This window comes from Kitasatospora sp. NPDC056783 (genome assembly GCF_042789895.1).
Classification (GTDB): domain Bacteria; phylum Actinomycetota; class Actinomycetes; order Streptomycetales; family Streptomycetaceae; genus Kitasatospora.
This window is the reverse complement of the sequence record NZ_JBHUAF010000186.1, coordinates 1-15,918: the sequence shown is the minus strand read 5'-3', so window position 1 is coordinate 15,918 and position 15,918 is coordinate 1. Positions and strand designations below refer to the sequence as shown.

The following is a 15,918-nucleotide window of genomic DNA, read 5'->3' as shown; positions in this document are numbered from 1 at the left end:
GGACCCGCCGCCGTCAGCCGGCCAGCGGCGGGCGGTAGCCGGTGTCCGGGCCCTGCGGGCCGCGCGGACCGGCCTCCGGGTCCACCACCTCGCCCTGGATCACCTTGCCGTCCGGGCGGTGGATGCGCAGCTGCTCCTGGAGCCGCATCGCGTCCGCCAGCGGGTCGGTGCCGGCGGCGGAGGCGCGGCGCAGCACCTGGTCCGCCGCCCGACGCCCGGCCAGCCGCCACAGCGCCCGGGTGGGCGGGAAGAGCAGCGTCAGGGCGAGCACGTCCGACAGGAAGCCGGGCACGATCAGCAGCAGGCCGGCCAGCACGGTCATGCTGGTGCCGGTCTGCGGCTGCTGGGACTGCGGGTTCTTGCTCTGCTCGATCGCCGCCGACAGCGCCTTCAGTCCGGCCCGCTTGATCAGCGAGCCGCCGATCAGGGCGCCCGCGACGAGCAGCAGCACGACGGTGAGGCCGCCCAGCCACGAGCCGACCTGGACCAGCAGCCAGATCTCCAGCACCAGCCAGGCGGTGATCAGCAGCGGCAGCGCCCGGCGCAGCCTGCTACGCGGGGCCGGACGGGTGGGGGTAGCTTGCTGGGTCACGGTACGAATCCACTCCAAGCGGTGCTCTGCGCGCCGCACGGGAGGTCCGGGCCGGCTACGGCACCACCTGGTCCAACGATTCCCGTTCGGCCGGTGTTCCGTTCGAGGCCCTCTTCCGGCGGCCGATCAGGACGGCCGCGGCGCAGGCCAGCAGGCCTCCGACGGCCAGCGTCCACTCCGGGACGGCGCCGACCCGGTCGGCCACCGTGGTGCCGTCGCGCAGCGGGACGGTGGCCGACAGCTCGGCCGCGGTCAGTTCCTCGGTGCGCTGCTGGACGCCGCCGTCCGGGGAGATCACCGCGCTGATGCCGCTGGTGGCGGCGATCAGCACCGCCCGGCCGTGCTCGACGGCCCGCAGCCGGCTCATCGCGAGCTGCTGCTCGGGCTGGCCGGTCCTGGCGTAGGTCGCGTTGTTGGTCTGGACGACCAGGACCCGGGCGCCGCTGTCCACGGTGTCGCGGACGATCTCGTCGTACGCCACCTCGAAGCAGATCACGTCGCCGATCCGGGCCGGGCCGAGCTGCATCACGCCGTTGTGGTCGCCGGGGTAGAAGTCCCGGGCGACCCGCTGGAGGCGGGTGACCACCTTCATCAGCTGGGCGCGGAAGGGCACGTACTCGCCGAACGGGACGGGGTGCTGCTTGGTGTAGGAGGCGCCGGGGCCGGTGACCGGGTCCCAGACGATGCCCTCGTTCTGGACGTGCTGGGCGTCCGGGCCGTCCACCAGGGTGCCGACCAGGGTCGGCACGCCGACCGCCTTCACGGCCTCGTCGATCCGCTGACGGGCCGGCGGATCGCTGAACGGGTCGAGGTCGGAGGAGTTCTCCGGCCAGATCACGATGTCCGGGCGCTCGACCTTGCCGGCCTCGATGTCGGCGGCGAGCCGCTCGGTGGCCGAGGCGTGGTTGTTGAGGACCATCATCGGGCGGCCCAGAAAGTCCATGCCCGGGTTGGGCACGTTGCCCTGGACGATGGCGACCTTGACGGTGTCGGCCGCGACGGTGGGCACCGGGACGAGGTAGCCGGCGAGCAGCGCGGCCACCGCGCCCAGCGCCGCCAGCGCGGCCGCCTTCGGGGCCCGGCCCGGCCCGCGCAGGCGCGTCGCGGCCCAGGCCAACAGGGCGCCGGAGAGGGCGACCGCGAAGGTCACCAGCGGTGCGCCGCCGAGCGCCGCGAGCGGGGTGTACGGGGTGGCGGTGTTGGCGAAGGCGAGCCGGCCCCAGGGGAAGCCGCCGAGCGGCAGCCGGTCCCGGGCCCACTCCTGGGTGATCCACAGGCAGGCCGCCCAGAGCGGCCGGCCGGGCAACCGGGAGGTGACGGCCAGCGCGCCGCCGAGCAGGGCGAGGAACAGCGCCTCGATGACGGACAGGCCGACCGTGGCGTCCCAGCCGACCACCCGCAGCCAGCTGAGCAGCATCAGGAAGAACGGCAGGCCGAAGGCGAAGCCCGTCCAGAGGCCCTGGCGGAAGGTGCGGCCCCGGGTGAGCAGCGAGAGCGCGGCGACGCCGAGCAGCGACAGCGGCCACAGGTCGTACGGCGGGAAGGCGAAGGCCAGCAGCAGGCCGGACAGGGCTGCGAGGCCGGTGCGGGGCAGTCCGGCGCGGACCTTGGCGAGCGCGCGGGCCGCCCGGCCGGGCCGGGGCGCTTCCGGCTCCTGGGGCTCGGGCGCGGTCCCGGACCGCTCCTGGGTGACGGGAGTGGCCACCGGCGCACCATCTTCCTGGGGCTTGCTGTTCGGACGCTGTGCGAAGAAGGTACCCCGGAACGTCGGCGGCCCGTGAGGTCAGGGTGACAGCGGCCCGGCGCGGGACGCGGCGGAACTCCCGCAGCGGCCGGTGGCCGGTGAGCCGGGTGGTGACGGCGTTGTGACGGCGTGGTGGGGCGGGGCGTTGAGGTGGGCCCGGTCGGCCCGGAGCGGGGGGGGGTGAGGGGGTGGTCCCGGGGGGGGGGGGGGGGGGGTCGGGGGGGGCCGGGGCGGGCGGGCGCGTGCCCCCCCCGGGGCGGCCGGCGGGCGCGGCGCCCCCCCCCCCACCACGGCTTCTACCGCTGGTACACGGTGCGGCCGCGGACCACGGTGCGCAGGCAGGTCGGCAGCGGGTGGCCGGGGGTGAGGTCGGGCAGGCCGGGGGTGCCGGAGCGCGGGTCGGTGGACCAGCCGGCCACCCGGGAGTCCGGGGCCTGGACGACGAGGTCGCCGGCCTCCCAGATCGCGTAGCTGGCGACCGCGCCGGGCACCAGCACGCCGTCCTGGTCACGGCCGATGGCGCGCCAGCCGCCGCGGGTGTGGGCGGTGAAGGCGGCGCGCACCGAGATCCGGTGGTCCAGGGTCCGGTGGAAGGCGGCCGCGCGGACGGTGCCCCAGGGGTCGAGCGGGGTGACCGGGGCGTCCGAGCCGAAGGCCAGCGGGACGCCGGCCCGCAGCAGGGCGGCGAAGGGGTTGAGGGCGGCCGCCCGCTCGGCTCCCAGGCGCTGGACGTACATGCCCTCCGGGCCGCCCCAGGCGGCGTCGAAGGCGGGCTGGACGGAGGCGGTCAGGCCGAGCTCGGCGAAGGCGGCGACGGCCTTGTCGTCCAGGGCCTCGGCGTGCTCGACCCGGTGGCGCAGGGCCTTGACCCGGTCGGCGCCGACCCGCTCGCCGGCCGCCCGGACACCGTCGACGACCGCCGTGACGGCCGCGTCACCGATGGCGTGGAAGCCGGCCTGGAGTCCGGCCTCGGTGCAGGCGGCGACGTGGTCGGCGACCTGCTCGGCGGTCAGGTAGGCGGTGCCGGTGTGCTCGGCGTCGGCGTACGGGGTGTGCAGGCAGGCGGTGTGCGAGCCGAGCGCGCCGTCCACGAAGAGGTCGCCGCCGGCGCCCACCGCGCCGAGCCTGCGGGCGGTCTCGACACCGCCCAACTCGCCCCAGTAGCCGAAGACTTCGGGCCCCTCGCCGTCGGCGGCCAGGGCCAGCAGGGCGGCCAGGTCGGCCTCGGAGGAGATCTCCGGGCCGGCGCACTCGTGCAGCGCGCCGATGCCGAGTTCGGCGGCGCGGGCCAAGGTGGCGCGCTGGGCTCGGCGGCGCTGGTCGGGGGTGAGGCGGGCGAGCGCGGTCTGCCGGACGGCGTGGTGGGCGCCCTTGGTGAGCGGGCCCTCGGGATCGAAGCCCGGCGTCTCGGCCAGGCCCTCGGCGAGGGTGCGCAGCGCGGTGGTGGCGAGCGCGGAGTGGACGTCGGTGCGGGAGAGGTACAGCGCGGCGCCACGGGCGGCGGCGTCGAGTTCGGCGAGCGTGGGCGGACGGCCCTCGGGCCAGCCGGTCTCGTCCCAGCCGTGGCCGATCAGCACCCCGCCGGCCTCGGGCCGGGCGTCGACGAAGGCGGTGACGGCGGCCAGGGTGGCGGCCAGCGAGGGGCTGCCGGTGAGGTCGAGGCCGGTGAGCGCCAGGCCGGTGGCGGTCGCGTGCACGTGGGCGTCCACGAAGGCGGGGGTGACCAGGGCGCCGTCCAGCTCGACGATCTCGTCGGCGGCCGCGGCGTAGGCCTCGGCGGCGCCGTCACTGCCGACCCAGGCGACGTGCCCGCCCTCCACGAGCATCGCGGTGGCGAAGGGGTCGGCGGGGCTGTAGACGGCGCCGCCGCGCAGCAGGACGGTCGGGGGGGTGCTTTCGGTCATGCCGCCCAGTCTGCACCCCACCGGTTCGCGGTCAGAGCTTCGGGGGTCGCGCCTCGTACGGGGTGGACAGGACGACGGTGGTGCGGGTCGAGACGCCGGCGGCGCTGCGGATGCGGGCGAGCAGGTCCTCGAGGTCGCCGGGGGCGCCGACGCGGACCTTCAGGATGTAGTTCTCGTCACCGGCGACGCTGTGGCAGGCCTCGATCTCGGGCAGGCCGGCCAGGCGCTCGGGGGTGTCGTCGGGGGCGCTGGGGTCGAAGGGTTTGACCGAGATGAACGCTGTCAGCGCCAGGTCGACGGCGTCGGGGTCGATGATCGCGGTGTAGCCGCGGATCACCCCGCGCTGTTCGAGGCGGCGCACCCGCTGGTGCACCGCCGAGGTGGACAGGCCGGTGGCCTTGCCCAGGTCCGTGTAGCTCATCCGGCCGTCTTCGAGGAGCAGCTGGACGATGCGTTGGTCGAGATCCTCCACAGTGCGCAAACCTACCCGGTCGGGAGCACGGGGGGCGCACGCGGTGGCACGGGGAAGGATCGCAGGTGCCAAGGGGGCACATGCCGGGTGAATGTGGCATCGGATGTGACCAAGGGCACACCCGGTGCATCACGGTGCACGACACCGCAGGGTTATGAGTCCGAATCGCAGGGAAGTGCTGGTTGTGGCCCTGGACGACCATGCCGGGCCCGATCCTAGGGGGATCCTCATGCCTGCTACTGATCAGCGTGTGCTGGGCGCTGACGAGACCGACGATCTGACCGACCGCGAGGACCTCGCGGTCGACCACATGCCGGGCACCGACCCCGGCGAGGCGGACGCCTGGGACGTCCTGCGGGTCCACTGCCCCGAGTGCCGCCGCCCGATCGCGTTGCCGGCGGACGAGGAGCTGCTTCCGCAGCACGCACTGCTGCCGACCGCCTGGAACCCCTTCGCCCCCGCCATCTGCCCGGGTTCGGGCGCGCCGACCGACGACCTGGCCGAGGTCGAGGCTCCCGAGGACGCCGAACCGGCCGGTTTCGACGCGCTGTCCAAGCTCCCGAGCGGGCTGGACTGGCGCACCCAGCCGTTCTCGCACGCCGTGGCGCACCGCCCGGTGAAGCTCGCCGCGGTCGACCAGGACACGCCCGCCGTGGCCGCCGTGCCGACCGTCGCGGCGCTCCGGGCCGCGATCCCGGAGCAGCGCCGCCGCGCCGCGATGAACGCCCGCAACGCCCGTACCGCCCGCGCGGCCAAGGCGAGTTGACGACCACGTCGGAATGCCTCCGGCCGTCACTCCGCACCCTGGAGCGACGGCCGGAGGCCGTATGGGGGGAAGGCGTCAGGCCTTCGTGAGGTGGCGCCCGATCACCAGGCGCTGGATCTGGTTGGTGCCCTCGACGATCTGGAGCACCTTGGCCTCGCGCATGTAGCGCTCGGCCGGGAAGTCCTGGGTGTAGCCGTAGCCGCCGAGCACCTGGACGGCGTCGGTGGTCACCCGCATCGCCGCGTCGGTGCAGAACAGCTTGGCCATCGCCGCCTCCTTGGAGAACGGCCGCCCGGCGTCCTTCAGGCGCGCGGCGGTGAGGTAGAGCGAGCGCCCCGCCTCGACCTGCGTGGCCATGTCGGCGAGCAGGAAGGACAGGCCCTGGAACTCGGCGATCGGGCGGCCGAACTGCTGCCGGGTACGGGCGTAGTCGACCGCGAGGTCGAGCGCGGCCTGGGCGACGCCGATCGCGCAGGCGGCGATGCCGAGGCGGCCGGAGTCCAGTGCGGCGAGCGCTATCTGGAAGCCCTGCCCCTCCTCGCCGACCAGCCGTTCGCAGGGGACCCGGGCGCCGTCGAAGTGCAGCTGCGCGGTCGGCGACGAGCGCATGCCCATCTTGCGCTCCGGCGGGGCCGCGGACAGGCCCTGCTGGGCGCCGGGGACCAGCAGGCAGCTGATGCCCTTGGGCCCGTCGGCGCCGGTGCGCACCAGGGCGCTGTAGAAGTCGGCCTGGCCGCCGTGGGTGATCCAGGCCTTGGTGCCGTTCACCACGTACGCGTCGCCGTCGAGGTCGGCGCGGGTGCGCAGCGCGGCCGCGTCGGAGCCGGACTGCGGCTCGGAGAGGCAGTAGGCGCCGAGCTGTTCGCCGGAGAGCATGCCGGGCAGCCACTGGTCGCGCTGCTCGTCGGTGCCGAAGGTGGCCAGCGCGTGGCAGGACAGGGTGTGCACGCTGACGCCGAGGCCTATGGCGAGCCAGCCGGCCGCGAGCTCCTCCAGCACCTGGAGGTACACCTCGTAGGGCTGTTCGCCGCCGCCGTACCGCTCGTCGTACGGGAGGGAGAGCAGGCCGGCCTCCCCGAGGGTCCGGAAGACCTCCCGCGGGAAGCGGCCGGCGGCCTCGTCCTCCGCCGCGCGCGGCTGGAGTTCGCGCTGGACCAGGTCCCGGGTGAGGCCCAGCAGCTCGTGGGCCTCCTCGCTGGGCAGCTGGCGCTCCACGGCTTTCACAGGGGACGGGGTCATGGCGGTGGTCGCCTCCTCGATCGGGCGCCGGACGCGGGTGTCGGCCCGGTCCGGCGCGGGTCTAGCAGATCGGCCCGACCGGCACCGGGTCGCGGTGAACGGTCGTTCACAGTCGTGGCGAAGGCGAGTATGCCCGAAACCCGTGCCGGCGTCACGACCTGCGCAGATGTTCTGTCCGCAGTGGCGGGCTACGGCACCGTAGGGTTGACGTTGTGGCTGCATTCGAACCCGTCCCGCCTCCGTCGAGGCCCGTCCCGCCCTCGCTTCGTCCCGCCCCGGGCCCGTTCCGGCCCGCCCCCGTGGACCGGCTGACGGCGCTCGCCGCCCTCGCCGAGGAACTGCGCGCGCTGCCGCCGTCCTGCGGACCGGTGCGACTGGTCGCGGTGGACGGGCACGCGGGCTCCGGCAAGACCACCTTCGCCGGGCGGCTGGCGGCGGCGCTCGGCGGTGCCCCGGTGGTGCACCTCGACGACCTGGCCACCCACCGCGAGCCGTTCGGCTGGACCGGGCGGCTGCGCGAGCAGGTGCTGGAGCCGCTGGCGGCCGGGCGGGACGCCGAGTACCGGGTGTACGACTGGACGTCGCGGCGCTTCGAGGGCACGGCGGCGGTGCCGGTCGCCCCGGTGGTGCTGGTGGAGGGGGTCGGCGCGGGGCGGCGGGCGGTGCGGCCGTGGCTGGCCCGGGTGGTCTGGATGGAGCTGGACGCCGTTTCGGCCCGGCGGCGCGGCGAGGAACGGGACGGTCCGGAACTGGCCGAGTTCTGGGCGGGTTGGGCCCGGGCCGAATCGGCGCATTTCGCCGCCGATCCGAGCCGTCCGTACGCCGCGACCCGGGTCGACGGGGTGACCGGACGGATCGCGCCGGGCACCGTGGGTGAATCTTCAACCAGTTTCTTGACCTGCGACATCGCCAGGACCTAGGTTCGGACCAGCCACCGGAACGCATTATTCCGGTTGCCTCGGACCCGGCGCCCCCGGCTTGTTCCCCCGTGAGTCGAGGGCGCCGTCCGGTCCCCTTCCGAAACTCGCTCCCCCGCCGCCCGTTTCGTCACCCGACCGCTCAACGGCCGCTCACACCGTCGCATTTGACCCTGTACGGCACCCTTACGGATCAGCCCCGCGCCGGTACGATTCCTGGCAGGCGCAGTTGCGCCACAGGGGGTCGACGACCACCGGCCAGGCAAGGCGCAGGCGACTCGCCGGCCGAGCCCCGGGCCGCACCGCGGGGGGCGTGAGTGACGACGGTGGACAGTTCCGACAGCACGGAAGACGGGCCGGACCGGCTCGCCGACCGTGCCTGGCTGCGCGCCATGGACGCGTACACGGCCGGCGCCTACGCGCGGGCCGAGGAGGAGTTCCGGGCGGCCGTCCGGCTGGACCCGGGCATGGCCGACGCCTGGCTCGGCCTGCACGCGCTGCGCAGCGACACGTCGGCGGCACTGCTGGCCATGTACCGCAACCGGAACCGCTTCGGCGAGCAGCGGAGGCTGCACCGACGCCCGCTCAGTTCCTGGTACTGGCTGGGCTGGTGGGTGCAACCCGTGCTGGAGGACCCCCGGGACCTCGCACTGGCACACGCCTCGCACTGGCTGGACGGACGCCACCTCGCCGAGCTGGACCGCGCGTTGGAGCAGTGCCCGGCACCCGCCGAGGACCCCTGCGCCCGCTTCCTGTACGCCTGCCGCGCCTACCTGCTGAAGGACTGGGAGCAGCTGATCCGGGACACCGACCACCTGCTGGACGACCCGCTGCTCGGCATCGAGGCCGGGCTGTTCGCCGGCATGGCGCGGGTCCGGCTGGACATGTGCGCCCAGGCCCAGGCCCCGCTGGCGGCCTCGCTGGCCCGCTGCCGCTCCGAGCAGCCGCAGCGCAAGGAACTGCGGTACTGGCTGGCGCGGGCGTACGAGGGCGCCGGGCGCAGTGCGGCGGCGCTGCCGCTCTACCGGGCGGTGCACCGGGCGGACCCGGCGTTCATGGACACCGCGACGCGGCTGGCGGCCATCGCGGCCGAGGACCCGCTCGCGGACGGGCTCGGGGACGCGCTGACGGCGGGCGGGCCGCTCACCGGCGGGCAGCCGGCCGGCGGGCGCCCGGGCGGCGCCGACGGCGGCGCGGCGGGCGGTCCGGGCCTTGGGGCCGGGTACCCGGAGGACGGCGGGTTCGCCGGGATTCCGGAGTACGACGAGGAGTTCGAAGGTGTGGGCGGGCCCGGCGGCGCGACGGTCTCCGGCGACGGGGTGGCGACCGGCGGGTCGTCCGGCATGGCGCCTCCGGGTGGCGGGTCCGCGGTGGAGACCGGGTTCGCGGACCCGGGTCCGGCGAACGCCGGTTCGGTGGACGCGGGTCTGGTGGACGCGGGATCGATGGAATCCGCCTCGGTGGACGCCGGTTCGGTGGACGCGGGCCCGGCGGGCGCCGCACCGGCCGACGGCGCCCCGCGGTCGGCCGGTGAGCGCTCCGGCTGGGGCGCCCCGACCGGCCCCGCCGCACCGGCCCAGCTGCCCGGCCGAGGCCAGGCGCAGCCCCGGACCGCCACCGCGCCCGAGGCCCGGAACGACGGTGACGAACGGGAGTTGGACGCGGCCCTGGCTGAACTCTCCCTGATGGTCGGCCTGGAGCCGGTCAAGCGCCAAGTGCGGGCACTGTCAGCCCAGTTGAGGATGTCGCGACTGCGGGCCGAACAGGGGCTTCCGGTCCAGCCGCCGAAGCGCCACTTCGTCTTCTCCGGCCCCTCGGGCACCGGCAAGACCACCGTGGCCCGCATCCTCGGCCGGGTCTTCCACGCCCTCGGCCTGCTCTCCGGCGACCACCTGGTCGAGGCCCAACGGGCCGACCTCGTCGGCGAGTTCCTCGGCCAGACCGCCGTGAAGGCGAACGAGCTGATCGACTCGGCGCTGGACGGCGTGCTGTTCATCGACGAGGCGTACAGCCTGTCCAACTCCGGCTACACCAAGGGTGACGCGTACGGCGACGAGGCGCTCCAGGTGCTGCTCAAGCGCGCCGAGGACAACCGGGACCGGCTGGTGGTGATCCTGGCCGGCTACCCCGAGGGCATGAACCGGCTGCTCGCCACCAATCCCGGCCTCAACTCCCGCTTCACCACCAGGGTCGACTTCCCCAGCTACCGCCCCGGAGAGCTGACCGCGATCGGCGCCGCACTGGCCGGCCGGGACGGCGACGGCTGGGACGAGGACGCCGCCGAGGAACTGGCCAGCATCTGCACCCACGTGGTCCACGAGGGCTGGATCGACGAGCTGGGCAACGGCCGTTTCATCCGCACCCTGTACGAGAAGTCCTGCGCCTACCGGGACCTGCGGCTGTCGCTGCTGCGCGAGCCGCCGGGCCGGGAGGACCTGGCCACCCTGCGGCTGCCGGACCTGGTGCAGGCGTACGGGGAGCTGATCGACGGCCGGGGCTGATCGCGCGACGGATCGTGCGGCCGGGGCTGATCGCCGCCCCGGCCCCGCACCGGTCAGCCGTCGAGGACGGCGTTCTCCCGCTCGCGGTCCAGCCCGACCCTGGCCCGGTCCTCCCGCTGCGGTGCCTTCCCGCCGATCGAGCGAAGCCAGGCCCAGGTGTCCTGGACCGTCTCGGCCACCGGGCGGCAGCGCAGCCCGGCGCCGAGCGCGCGCTCGACCGAACCGGCGTGCATGAAGTCGCACAGCTCGCCGGGCGCCAGCCAGATCGGCAACTCGGTCCACGGCTCGATGCCCGCCGCGAGGATCCGCTCCGGCGCCGTCCAGCGCAGCTCGGCGTCCGAGCCGGTGGCCCGCACGCAGGCCTCCAGCAGTTCGCCCATGGTGGCGTGGCCGGACGGGCCGACCAGGTTGTACGCCCCGCCGAGCCCGGCCACCACGGCGTCCAGGGTCCAGACCGCGAGATCGCGCACGTCGATGTACTGGAGGGCCAGATCGCGCGGCCCCGGAGCGAGCACCGGGCCGCCCTCGGCGATCCGGTCGAGCCACCAGGGCAGCCGGCCGATGTCCTCGTACGGGCCGAGGATCAGCCCGGCCCGGGCCAGCAGCGCCCGCCCGCCGAACTCCGCCTCCAGGGCCAGTTCCGCGCCGCGTTTGGTCTCGGCGTACGGCACCTCGCCGGTGAGGTCCGGGGAGGAGGCGACCACCGGCGCGGTCTCGTCGGCGCCGGCCGCCAGCGGGTGGTCGTACACCGACCGGCTGGAGAGGTACGCGTAGTGGCCGACCCTGCCGTTCAGGAAACGGGCACTGTCGCGCACCGCCGCGGGGGCCCAGGACCAGGTGTCCACCACCGCGTCCCACTCCCCCGTGCCCAACGCCGCGAGCCCGTCCTCGGCGGTGCGGTCGCCCGACAGCGCCCGCACTCCCTCGGGGGCGGGCCGGGTGCCGCGGTTGAGGGCCGTCACCTCCCAGCCCCTGGCCAGCGCCTCCTCGGCGACGGCCCGTCCGACGAACTTGGTTCCACCCAGCAGGAGAAGTCTCATGCCCACCACCCTGCTGCCAGGGTGGTGGGCATGGAACGGCTGCCTGCTCTCAGCAGAATCGCCGTCGGCGAACGCCGGGGCCCGCCCGGCCGCGGGTCGGACCGTGGCCCGGATCAGGCTGTCACGCGGGTCGGGCCTCGGCCCGGGTCAGGCGTCGCGCGGGTCAGACCGTGGCGCGGTGGTCCGGGTCGTGCATCTCGCCGACCAGTTCCTCCAGCACGTCCTCCAGCATGACCACGCCGAGCGTGCGCCCGTCCTGGTCCAGCACGGCGGCCAGGTGGCAGGCGGCCCGGCGCATCGCACCGAGGGCGTCGTCCAGCGGGAGGCTGCCGCGCAGCACCGTGATCGGCCGCCACAGGCGGGCCGGGACGGGCGCCGAGGGGTCCTCCACGTCGAGGATGTCCTTGAGGTGGAGGTAGCCGAGGTAGCCGTGGCCGGCCGGGTCGCCGTCGGTGACCGGGAAGCGCGAGAAGCCGGTGCGCAGCGCCAGCTGCTCGACCTCGGCGGCGGTCGCCTTGGTGTCCACGGTGACCAGCTGCTCGGGCTTCAGCAACACCTCGGTGACCGGGCGGCGGCCCAGCTCGAGGGCGTCCTCCAGGCGCTCCTGGCGGTCCTCGTCGAGCAGGCCCGCGTCCCGGGAGTCGACCAGCAGGTACATCAGCTGCTCGGTGGTGAACACCGACTCGACCTCGTCCTTGGCGTCCACCCGGAACAGCTTCAGGATGCCGTTGGCGAAGGCGTTCAGCACCCGGATCACCGGGGCGAGCCAGCGGGCCAGCCGGTCCAGCGGCGGGCCGAGCCACAGTGCGGCCTTCTCCGGGCCGGCCATGGCCATGTTCTTCGGCACCATCTCGCCGATCACCATGTGGAGGAAGACCACGACGGCGAGCGAGATCCCGTAGGAGAGCGGGTGCATCAGGCCGGACGGGACGCCGATCGCGTGGAACGGGCCCTCCAGCAGCGAGGCGATGGTCGGCTCGGCGAGGGCACCGAGGCCCAGCGAGCAGACGGTGATGCCGAGCTGGGCGGCGGCCAGCATCGCGGAGACGTTGGACAGCGCGTGCAGCACGGTGCGGGCGCGCTTGTGCCCGGCCTCGGCGAGCGGTTCGATCTGGCTGCGGCGCACCGACACCACGGCGAACTCGGCGCCGACGAAGAAGGCGTTGCCGAGCAGGAGCAGCAGCGCGATGGCCAGTTGCAGGGCGGTCATCGGCCCTCCTCCCCGTGCTCGTCGAACTGCGCGGGCGCGCTGGTGCGCTCCACCCGGACCTCGGTGGTGCGGTGCCGGTCGACTCCGGTGACGGTCAGGCGCCAGCCGGGCAGCTCGGCCCGCTCGCCCACCTCGGGGAGCTTGCCGAGCAGATCGGCGACCAGCCCGGCGAGGGTCTCGTACGGACCGTCCGGGGCGTTCAGGCCGATCCGCTCCAGCTGGTCGATCCGGGTGCGGCCGTCGGCCTCCCAGACCGGCAGGCCGTCGACCGGCGGCAGCAGGAGCAGCTCGGGGTGGTCGTCGGGGTCGTGCTCGTCCTGCACCTCGCCGACTATCTCCTCGACGATGTCCTCGACGGTGACGACACCGGCGGTGCCGCCGTACTCGTCGACCACGATGGCCATCGGCTGGAGGCGGCGCAGCTGGTCGAGCAGCCGCTCGGCGGGCAGCGTCTCGGGCACCAGCAGCGGCGGCGAGGTCAGCTCGCCGACCTTCACCAGGCCGCGCCGGGCGGCCGGGACGGCCAGGGCGTCCTTGAGCGTGACGATGCCGGTGATCTCGTCCATGCTGTCGGTGTAGACCGGGAAGCGGGACAGGCCGGTGGCCCGGGTCAGGTTGATGACGTCGGAGGCGGTGGCGTCGCGCTGGAGCGCGGCCACGTCGACCCGCGGGGTCATCACGGACTCGGCGGTCAGCTCGCCCAGGCCCAGGGTGCGGACGAACAGGGTCGCCGACTCCTCGTCTATCGCGCCGGCCTTCGCCGAGTGGCGGGCCAGCGAGACCAGCTCGTCCGGGGTCCGGGCGTGTCCCAGCTCCTCCTGCGGCTCGATGCCGAAGGCCCGGACGGTCCGGTCGGCGGCGCCGTTGAGGAAGCTGATCAGCGGGCGGCAGACGAAGGAGAACGCCATGTGCGGGGCGGCGACCGCGCGGGCCACCTGGAGCGGGCGGGAGATCGCCCAGTTCTTGGGCACCAGCTCGCCGATCACCATCTGGACGACGGTGGCCAGCACCATGCCGACGACCACGGCGACGCCTCGGGCTGCCGAGTCGGGCACGCCGATGCCGGACATCACGGGTTCGAGCAGGGTGGACAGGGCCGGCTCGGCGAGCATGCCGACCACCAGCGAGGTGACGGTGATGCCGAGCTGGGCGCCGGACAGTTCGAAGGAGAGGTGCCGCAGGGCCCTGGCGACGCGGTGGGCCTTGACGTCGCCCGCCTCGGCGGCGCGCTCCACCGCCCCCCGCTCGGCGGTCACGAAGGCGAACTCGGCGGCCACGAACAGGCCGTTGGCGAGGATCAGGAGAACGGCTGCGAGCAACAGCAGCCAGGCGGTGATCACAGTGCCGCCTGCCTTCCGGGAGCCGGAACGGAGGCGGCGCAGGTACTACCGGACGGATCGTCCATCGAGGGGGAGTGTCACTCCTCAGGTCGGTTTCGGGCGCTCGATTCTGGGCAGGGCGCATTTTGCCCTGCTTTTACCAGCGTAGACCATACCCGGATGGGCGTAAGAAGCCTGTTCGGCCCGCCGGGGCCGGGGCGTCTCGGGTGGGACGGCGTCCGGGTTCCGGGGGGGCAACGTCCGGGTTCCAGAGGGGCGGCGTCCGGGATCAGACCCGGGCGTGCCGCTCGACCAGATCGCGCAGCGCGCGGGCGTCCGCGATCGCCTGGGCCTTGCCCACACCGGACTGGATGCCGACCGTGGCGAGCGAGGTGCCGTCGGCGAGGTCGAGGGTGGCCCACGGGTCGCCCTGCCGGAAGTTGACCCGGACGATCTCGGCCCAGGCGAGCCGGCGGCTGCGGACGAAGTTGACCACCGTCACGCCCTCCGCGTCGGCGCTCACCCGGGGGCGGGCCAGCATCAGGCCGACGGCCGCGAACAGGACACCGCTGGCCATCATCATGATCCGGTCGTTGAGCTGCCAGTTCTCCGGGAGCAGCACGGCCATCACGGCGAACAGCACCACCAGCAGCGCGCAGACCGGCAGCAGCACGGCGCGGGTGCGGCGCGGCGCCCAGGTGACGGGGATCTCGACGGACGGCGTGGACACGTGGGTCTCCGGGGGTGGTTCTGGTGGCGGCGCACGGCTCCGGTCGCGGCAGCTCCGGTGGCGGCAGCGGGTTCGGGTCGCGGCAGCTCCGGTGGCGGCAACGCGAGGGGCGGGGACGCGGTCGGCGTCCCCGCCCCATTGAACCGTTCTTTACTCGCGGGCGGGCGAGCAGGTCACCCGGCCGGCGGGATCAGAGGCGGCAGGCGTGGATGTTGGTGACCAGGATGGCCCGGGCGCCGATGGCCCACAGGTCGTCCATGATCTGCTGGGCCTCCTTGCGGAGCACCATCGAACGCACCGCGACCCAGCCCTCGGTGTGCAGCGGCGAGACGGTCGGCGACTCCAGGCCCGGGGTGAGCGCGACGGCGGCGCTGACCTTCTCGGCACGGATGTCGTAGTCCATCAGCACGTAGCGGCGGGCCACCAGCACGCCCTGGAGACGGCGCAGGAACTGCTCGACCCGCGTGTCCTCGCCGGCGCCCTTGGGACGGATCACCACGGCGTCGGAGATCAGGATCGGCTCGCCGAACACCTCCAGGCCCGCGTTGCGCAGGCTGGTGCCGGTCTCCACCACGTCGGCGATCACGTCGGCGACGCCCAGCTGCACCGCGGTCTCGACCGCGCCGTCCAGCTTGGTGACCGTCGCCTTCACCCCGTGGTCGGCCAGGTGCTGCTCGACCAGGCCGGTGTAGGAGGTGGCGATCCGCAGGCCCTCCAGGCCCTTGACGTCCTCGACGTCCACGCCCTCGGGGCGCGCGAAGCGGAAGGTCGACCCGGCGAAGCCGAGGGCGAGCACCTCCTCGGCGTTGGAGTGCGAGTCCAGCAGCAGGTCACGGCCGGTGATGCCGACGTCCAGGCGGCCGGAGCCGACGTAGACGGCGATGTCCCGCGGGCGGAGGAAGAAGAACTCCACCTCGTTGTTCGGGTCGACGAGGACGAGCTCCTTGGGGTCCTTCCGCTGGCGGTAGCCGGCCTCATGGAGCATCTCCGCCGCGGGACCCGAGAGAGAACCCTTGTTGGGGACGGCGATGCGCAGCATGGGAGGTTGCTTCCTTACCTGTCGGGAGGGGGTGTACTCGGCGTGCTCGGGGTACTCGGTGTACTCGTGCTCGGGCGGTGCGTGGAGCGGTTCTTCGGGCCTTCAGAGGTACTTGTAGACGTCGTCGAGCGTCAGACCGCGGGCGATCATCATCACCTGCAGGTGGTAGAGGAGCTGCGAGATCTCCTCGGCCGTCTGCTCGTCCGACTGGAACTCGGCGGCCATCCAGACCTCGGCGGCCTCCTCGACGACCTTCTTGCCGATCGAATGGACGCCCTGCTGCACGAGCTGGGCGGTGCGGGAGGACGAGGGGTCGCCGGTGGCGGCCTTCTGCTGGAGCTCGGCGAAGAGCTCCTCGAATGTCTTCGAAGCCATGATGGGAGCCACCTTACGGCGTGCGGGCTGACGGGCGGTAAACGGTCCCGGAGCGTGGACAGTCCGTGGA

Annotated in this window: 14 protein-coding genes; 3 read left to right on the top strand and 11 right to left on the bottom strand. The window is 74.1% G+C overall.

Going from position 1 to position 15,918, the window contains the following annotated elements; genetic code table 11:
- Positions 1–13: 13 nt before the first annotated feature.
- The 4 genes from fxsA to ACFRMQ_RS24420 all read right to left on the bottom strand — a co-directional run bounded on the left by fxsA (position 14) and on the right by ACFRMQ_RS24420 (position 4,712).
- The gene (gene fxsA / locus ACFRMQ_RS24435; RefSeq protein ID WP_380732728.1) at positions 14–592 is read right to left on the bottom strand and encodes an FxsA family membrane protein; all 579 of its coding nucleotides are present in this window, start codon (positions 590–592) and stop codon (positions 14–16) included.
- A 55-nt stretch (positions 593–647) separates the two neighbouring features.
- Positions 648–2,297 carry an apolipoprotein N-acyltransferase gene (gene lnt, locus ACFRMQ_RS24430; protein WP_380732727.1) on the bottom strand — a complete coding sequence of 550 codons (1,650 nt, stop codon included), beginning with the start codon at positions 2,295–2,297 and terminating at the stop codon, positions 648–650.
- A gap of 335 nt (positions 2,298–2,632) precedes the next feature.
- Positions 2,633–4,240 carry an amidohydrolase gene (locus tag ACFRMQ_RS24425; protein WP_380732726.1) on the bottom strand — a complete coding sequence of 536 codons (1,608 nt, stop codon included), beginning with the start codon at positions 4,238–4,240 and terminating at the stop codon, positions 2,633–2,635.
- Positions 4,241–4,271: 31 nt separating this feature from the next.
- Entirely contained in the window at positions 4,272–4,712 is a 441-nt protein-coding gene (locus ACFRMQ_RS24420) for an Lrp/AsnC family transcriptional regulator (protein ID WP_045694655.1), read from the bottom strand.
- Between the two features lie 229 nt (positions 4,713–4,941).
- On the opposite strand from ACFRMQ_RS24420, the gene ACFRMQ_RS24415 reads away from it, so the two are divergent.
- Positions 4,942–5,478 carry a hypothetical protein gene (locus tag ACFRMQ_RS24415; RefSeq protein WP_380732725.1) on the top strand — a complete coding sequence of 179 codons (537 nt, stop codon included), beginning with the start codon at positions 4,942–4,944 and terminating at the stop codon, positions 5,476–5,478.
- A gap of 75 nt (positions 5,479–5,553) precedes the next feature.
- Here ACFRMQ_RS24415 and ACFRMQ_RS24410 read toward each other — a convergent pair whose 3' ends face one another.
- Positions 5,554–6,717: an acyl-CoA dehydrogenase family protein gene (locus ACFRMQ_RS24410; protein WP_380732724.1), complete on the bottom strand. Its 1,164-nt coding sequence runs from the start codon at positions 6,715–6,717 to the stop codon at positions 5,554–5,556.
- Between the two features lie 308 nt (positions 6,718–7,025).
- Between ACFRMQ_RS24410 and ACFRMQ_RS24405 the strand changes: the two genes are divergently transcribed.
- Together ACFRMQ_RS24405 and ACFRMQ_RS24400 are read left to right on the top strand one after the other, a co-directional pair.
- Entirely contained in the window at positions 7,026–7,637 is a 612-nt protein-coding gene (locus ACFRMQ_RS24405; RefSeq protein ID WP_380732730.1) for a uridine kinase, read from the top strand.
- Between the two features lie 389 nt (positions 7,638–8,026).
- Entirely contained in the window at positions 8,027–10,135 is a 2,109-nt protein-coding gene (locus ACFRMQ_RS24400) for an AAA family ATPase (protein ID WP_380732729.1), read from the top strand.
- Between the two features lie 53 nt (positions 10,136–10,188).
- On the opposite strand, the gene ACFRMQ_RS24395 is transcribed toward ACFRMQ_RS24400, so the two are convergent.
- The 6 genes from ACFRMQ_RS24395 to ACFRMQ_RS24370 all read right to left on the bottom strand — a co-directional run bounded on the left by ACFRMQ_RS24395 (position 10,189) and on the right by ACFRMQ_RS24370 (position 15,848).
- A complete protein-coding gene (locus ACFRMQ_RS24395; protein ID WP_380732723.1) occupies positions 10,189–11,175 on the bottom strand; it encodes an NAD-dependent epimerase/dehydratase family protein in 987 nt (328 codons plus the stop codon).
- 163 nt (positions 11,176–11,338) lie between these two features.
- Complete coding sequence (locus tag ACFRMQ_RS24390; RefSeq protein WP_380732722.1) at positions 11,339–12,385, bottom strand: hemolysin family protein; 1,047 nt, start codon at positions 12,383–12,385, stop codon at positions 11,339–11,341.
- Positions 12,382–13,725, bottom strand: coding sequence for a hemolysin family protein (locus ACFRMQ_RS24385; RefSeq protein WP_380732721.1), 1,344 nt, complete (start codon positions 13,723–13,725; stop codon positions 12,382–12,384). Before ACFRMQ_RS24385 ends, ACFRMQ_RS24390 begins: the two co-directional genes overlap by 4 nt.
- A gap of 268 nt (positions 13,726–13,993) precedes the next feature.
- On the bottom strand, positions 13,994–14,434 hold the full coding sequence (locus ACFRMQ_RS24380; RefSeq protein WP_380732720.1) for a PH domain-containing protein: 441 nt from the start codon (positions 14,432–14,434) through the stop codon (positions 13,994–13,996).
- 190 nt (positions 14,435–14,624) lie between these two features.
- Complete coding sequence (hisG, locus tag ACFRMQ_RS24375) at positions 14,625–15,473, bottom strand: ATP phosphoribosyltransferase (protein ID WP_380732719.1); 849 nt, start codon at positions 15,471–15,473, stop codon at positions 14,625–14,627.
- A 102-nt stretch (positions 15,474–15,575) separates the two neighbouring features.
- Positions 15,576–15,848 carry a phosphoribosyl-ATP diphosphatase gene (locus ACFRMQ_RS24370; RefSeq protein ID WP_030279806.1) on the bottom strand — a complete coding sequence of 91 codons (273 nt, stop codon included), beginning with the start codon at positions 15,846–15,848 and terminating at the stop codon, positions 15,576–15,578.
- Positions 15,849–15,918 lie beyond the last annotated feature (70 nt).

Coding starts and splice junctions, on each gene's coding strand:
- ACFRMQ_RS24410 (WP_380732724.1), bottom strand. CDS start 6,717: ATGACCCCGTCCCCTGTGAAAGCCGTGGAGCGCCAGCTGCCCAGCGAG.
- ACFRMQ_RS24370 (WP_030279806.1), bottom strand. CDS start 15,848: ATGGCTTCGAAGACATTCGAGGAGCTCTTCGCCGAGCTCCAGCAGAAG.
- ACFRMQ_RS24425 (WP_380732726.1), bottom strand. CDS start 4,240: ATGACCGAAAGCACCCCCCCGACCGTCCTGCTGCGCGGCGGCGCCGTC.
- ACFRMQ_RS24400 (WP_380732729.1), top strand. CDS start 8,027: ATGGACGCGTACACGGCCGGCGCCTACGCGCGGGCCGAGGAGGAGTTC.
- ACFRMQ_RS24390 (WP_380732722.1), bottom strand. CDS start 12,385: ATGACCGCCCTGCAACTGGCCATCGCGCTGCTGCTCCTGCTCGGCAAC.
- ACFRMQ_RS24415 (WP_380732725.1), top strand. CDS start 4,942: ATGCCTGCTACTGATCAGCGTGTGCTGGGCGCTGACGAGACCGACGAT.
- hisG (WP_380732719.1), bottom strand. CDS start 15,473: ATGCTGCGCATCGCCGTCCCCAACAAGGGTTCTCTCTCGGGTCCCGCG.
- ACFRMQ_RS24395 (WP_380732723.1), bottom strand. CDS start 11,175: ATGAGACTTCTCCTGCTGGGTGGAACCAAGTTCGTCGGACGGGCCGTC.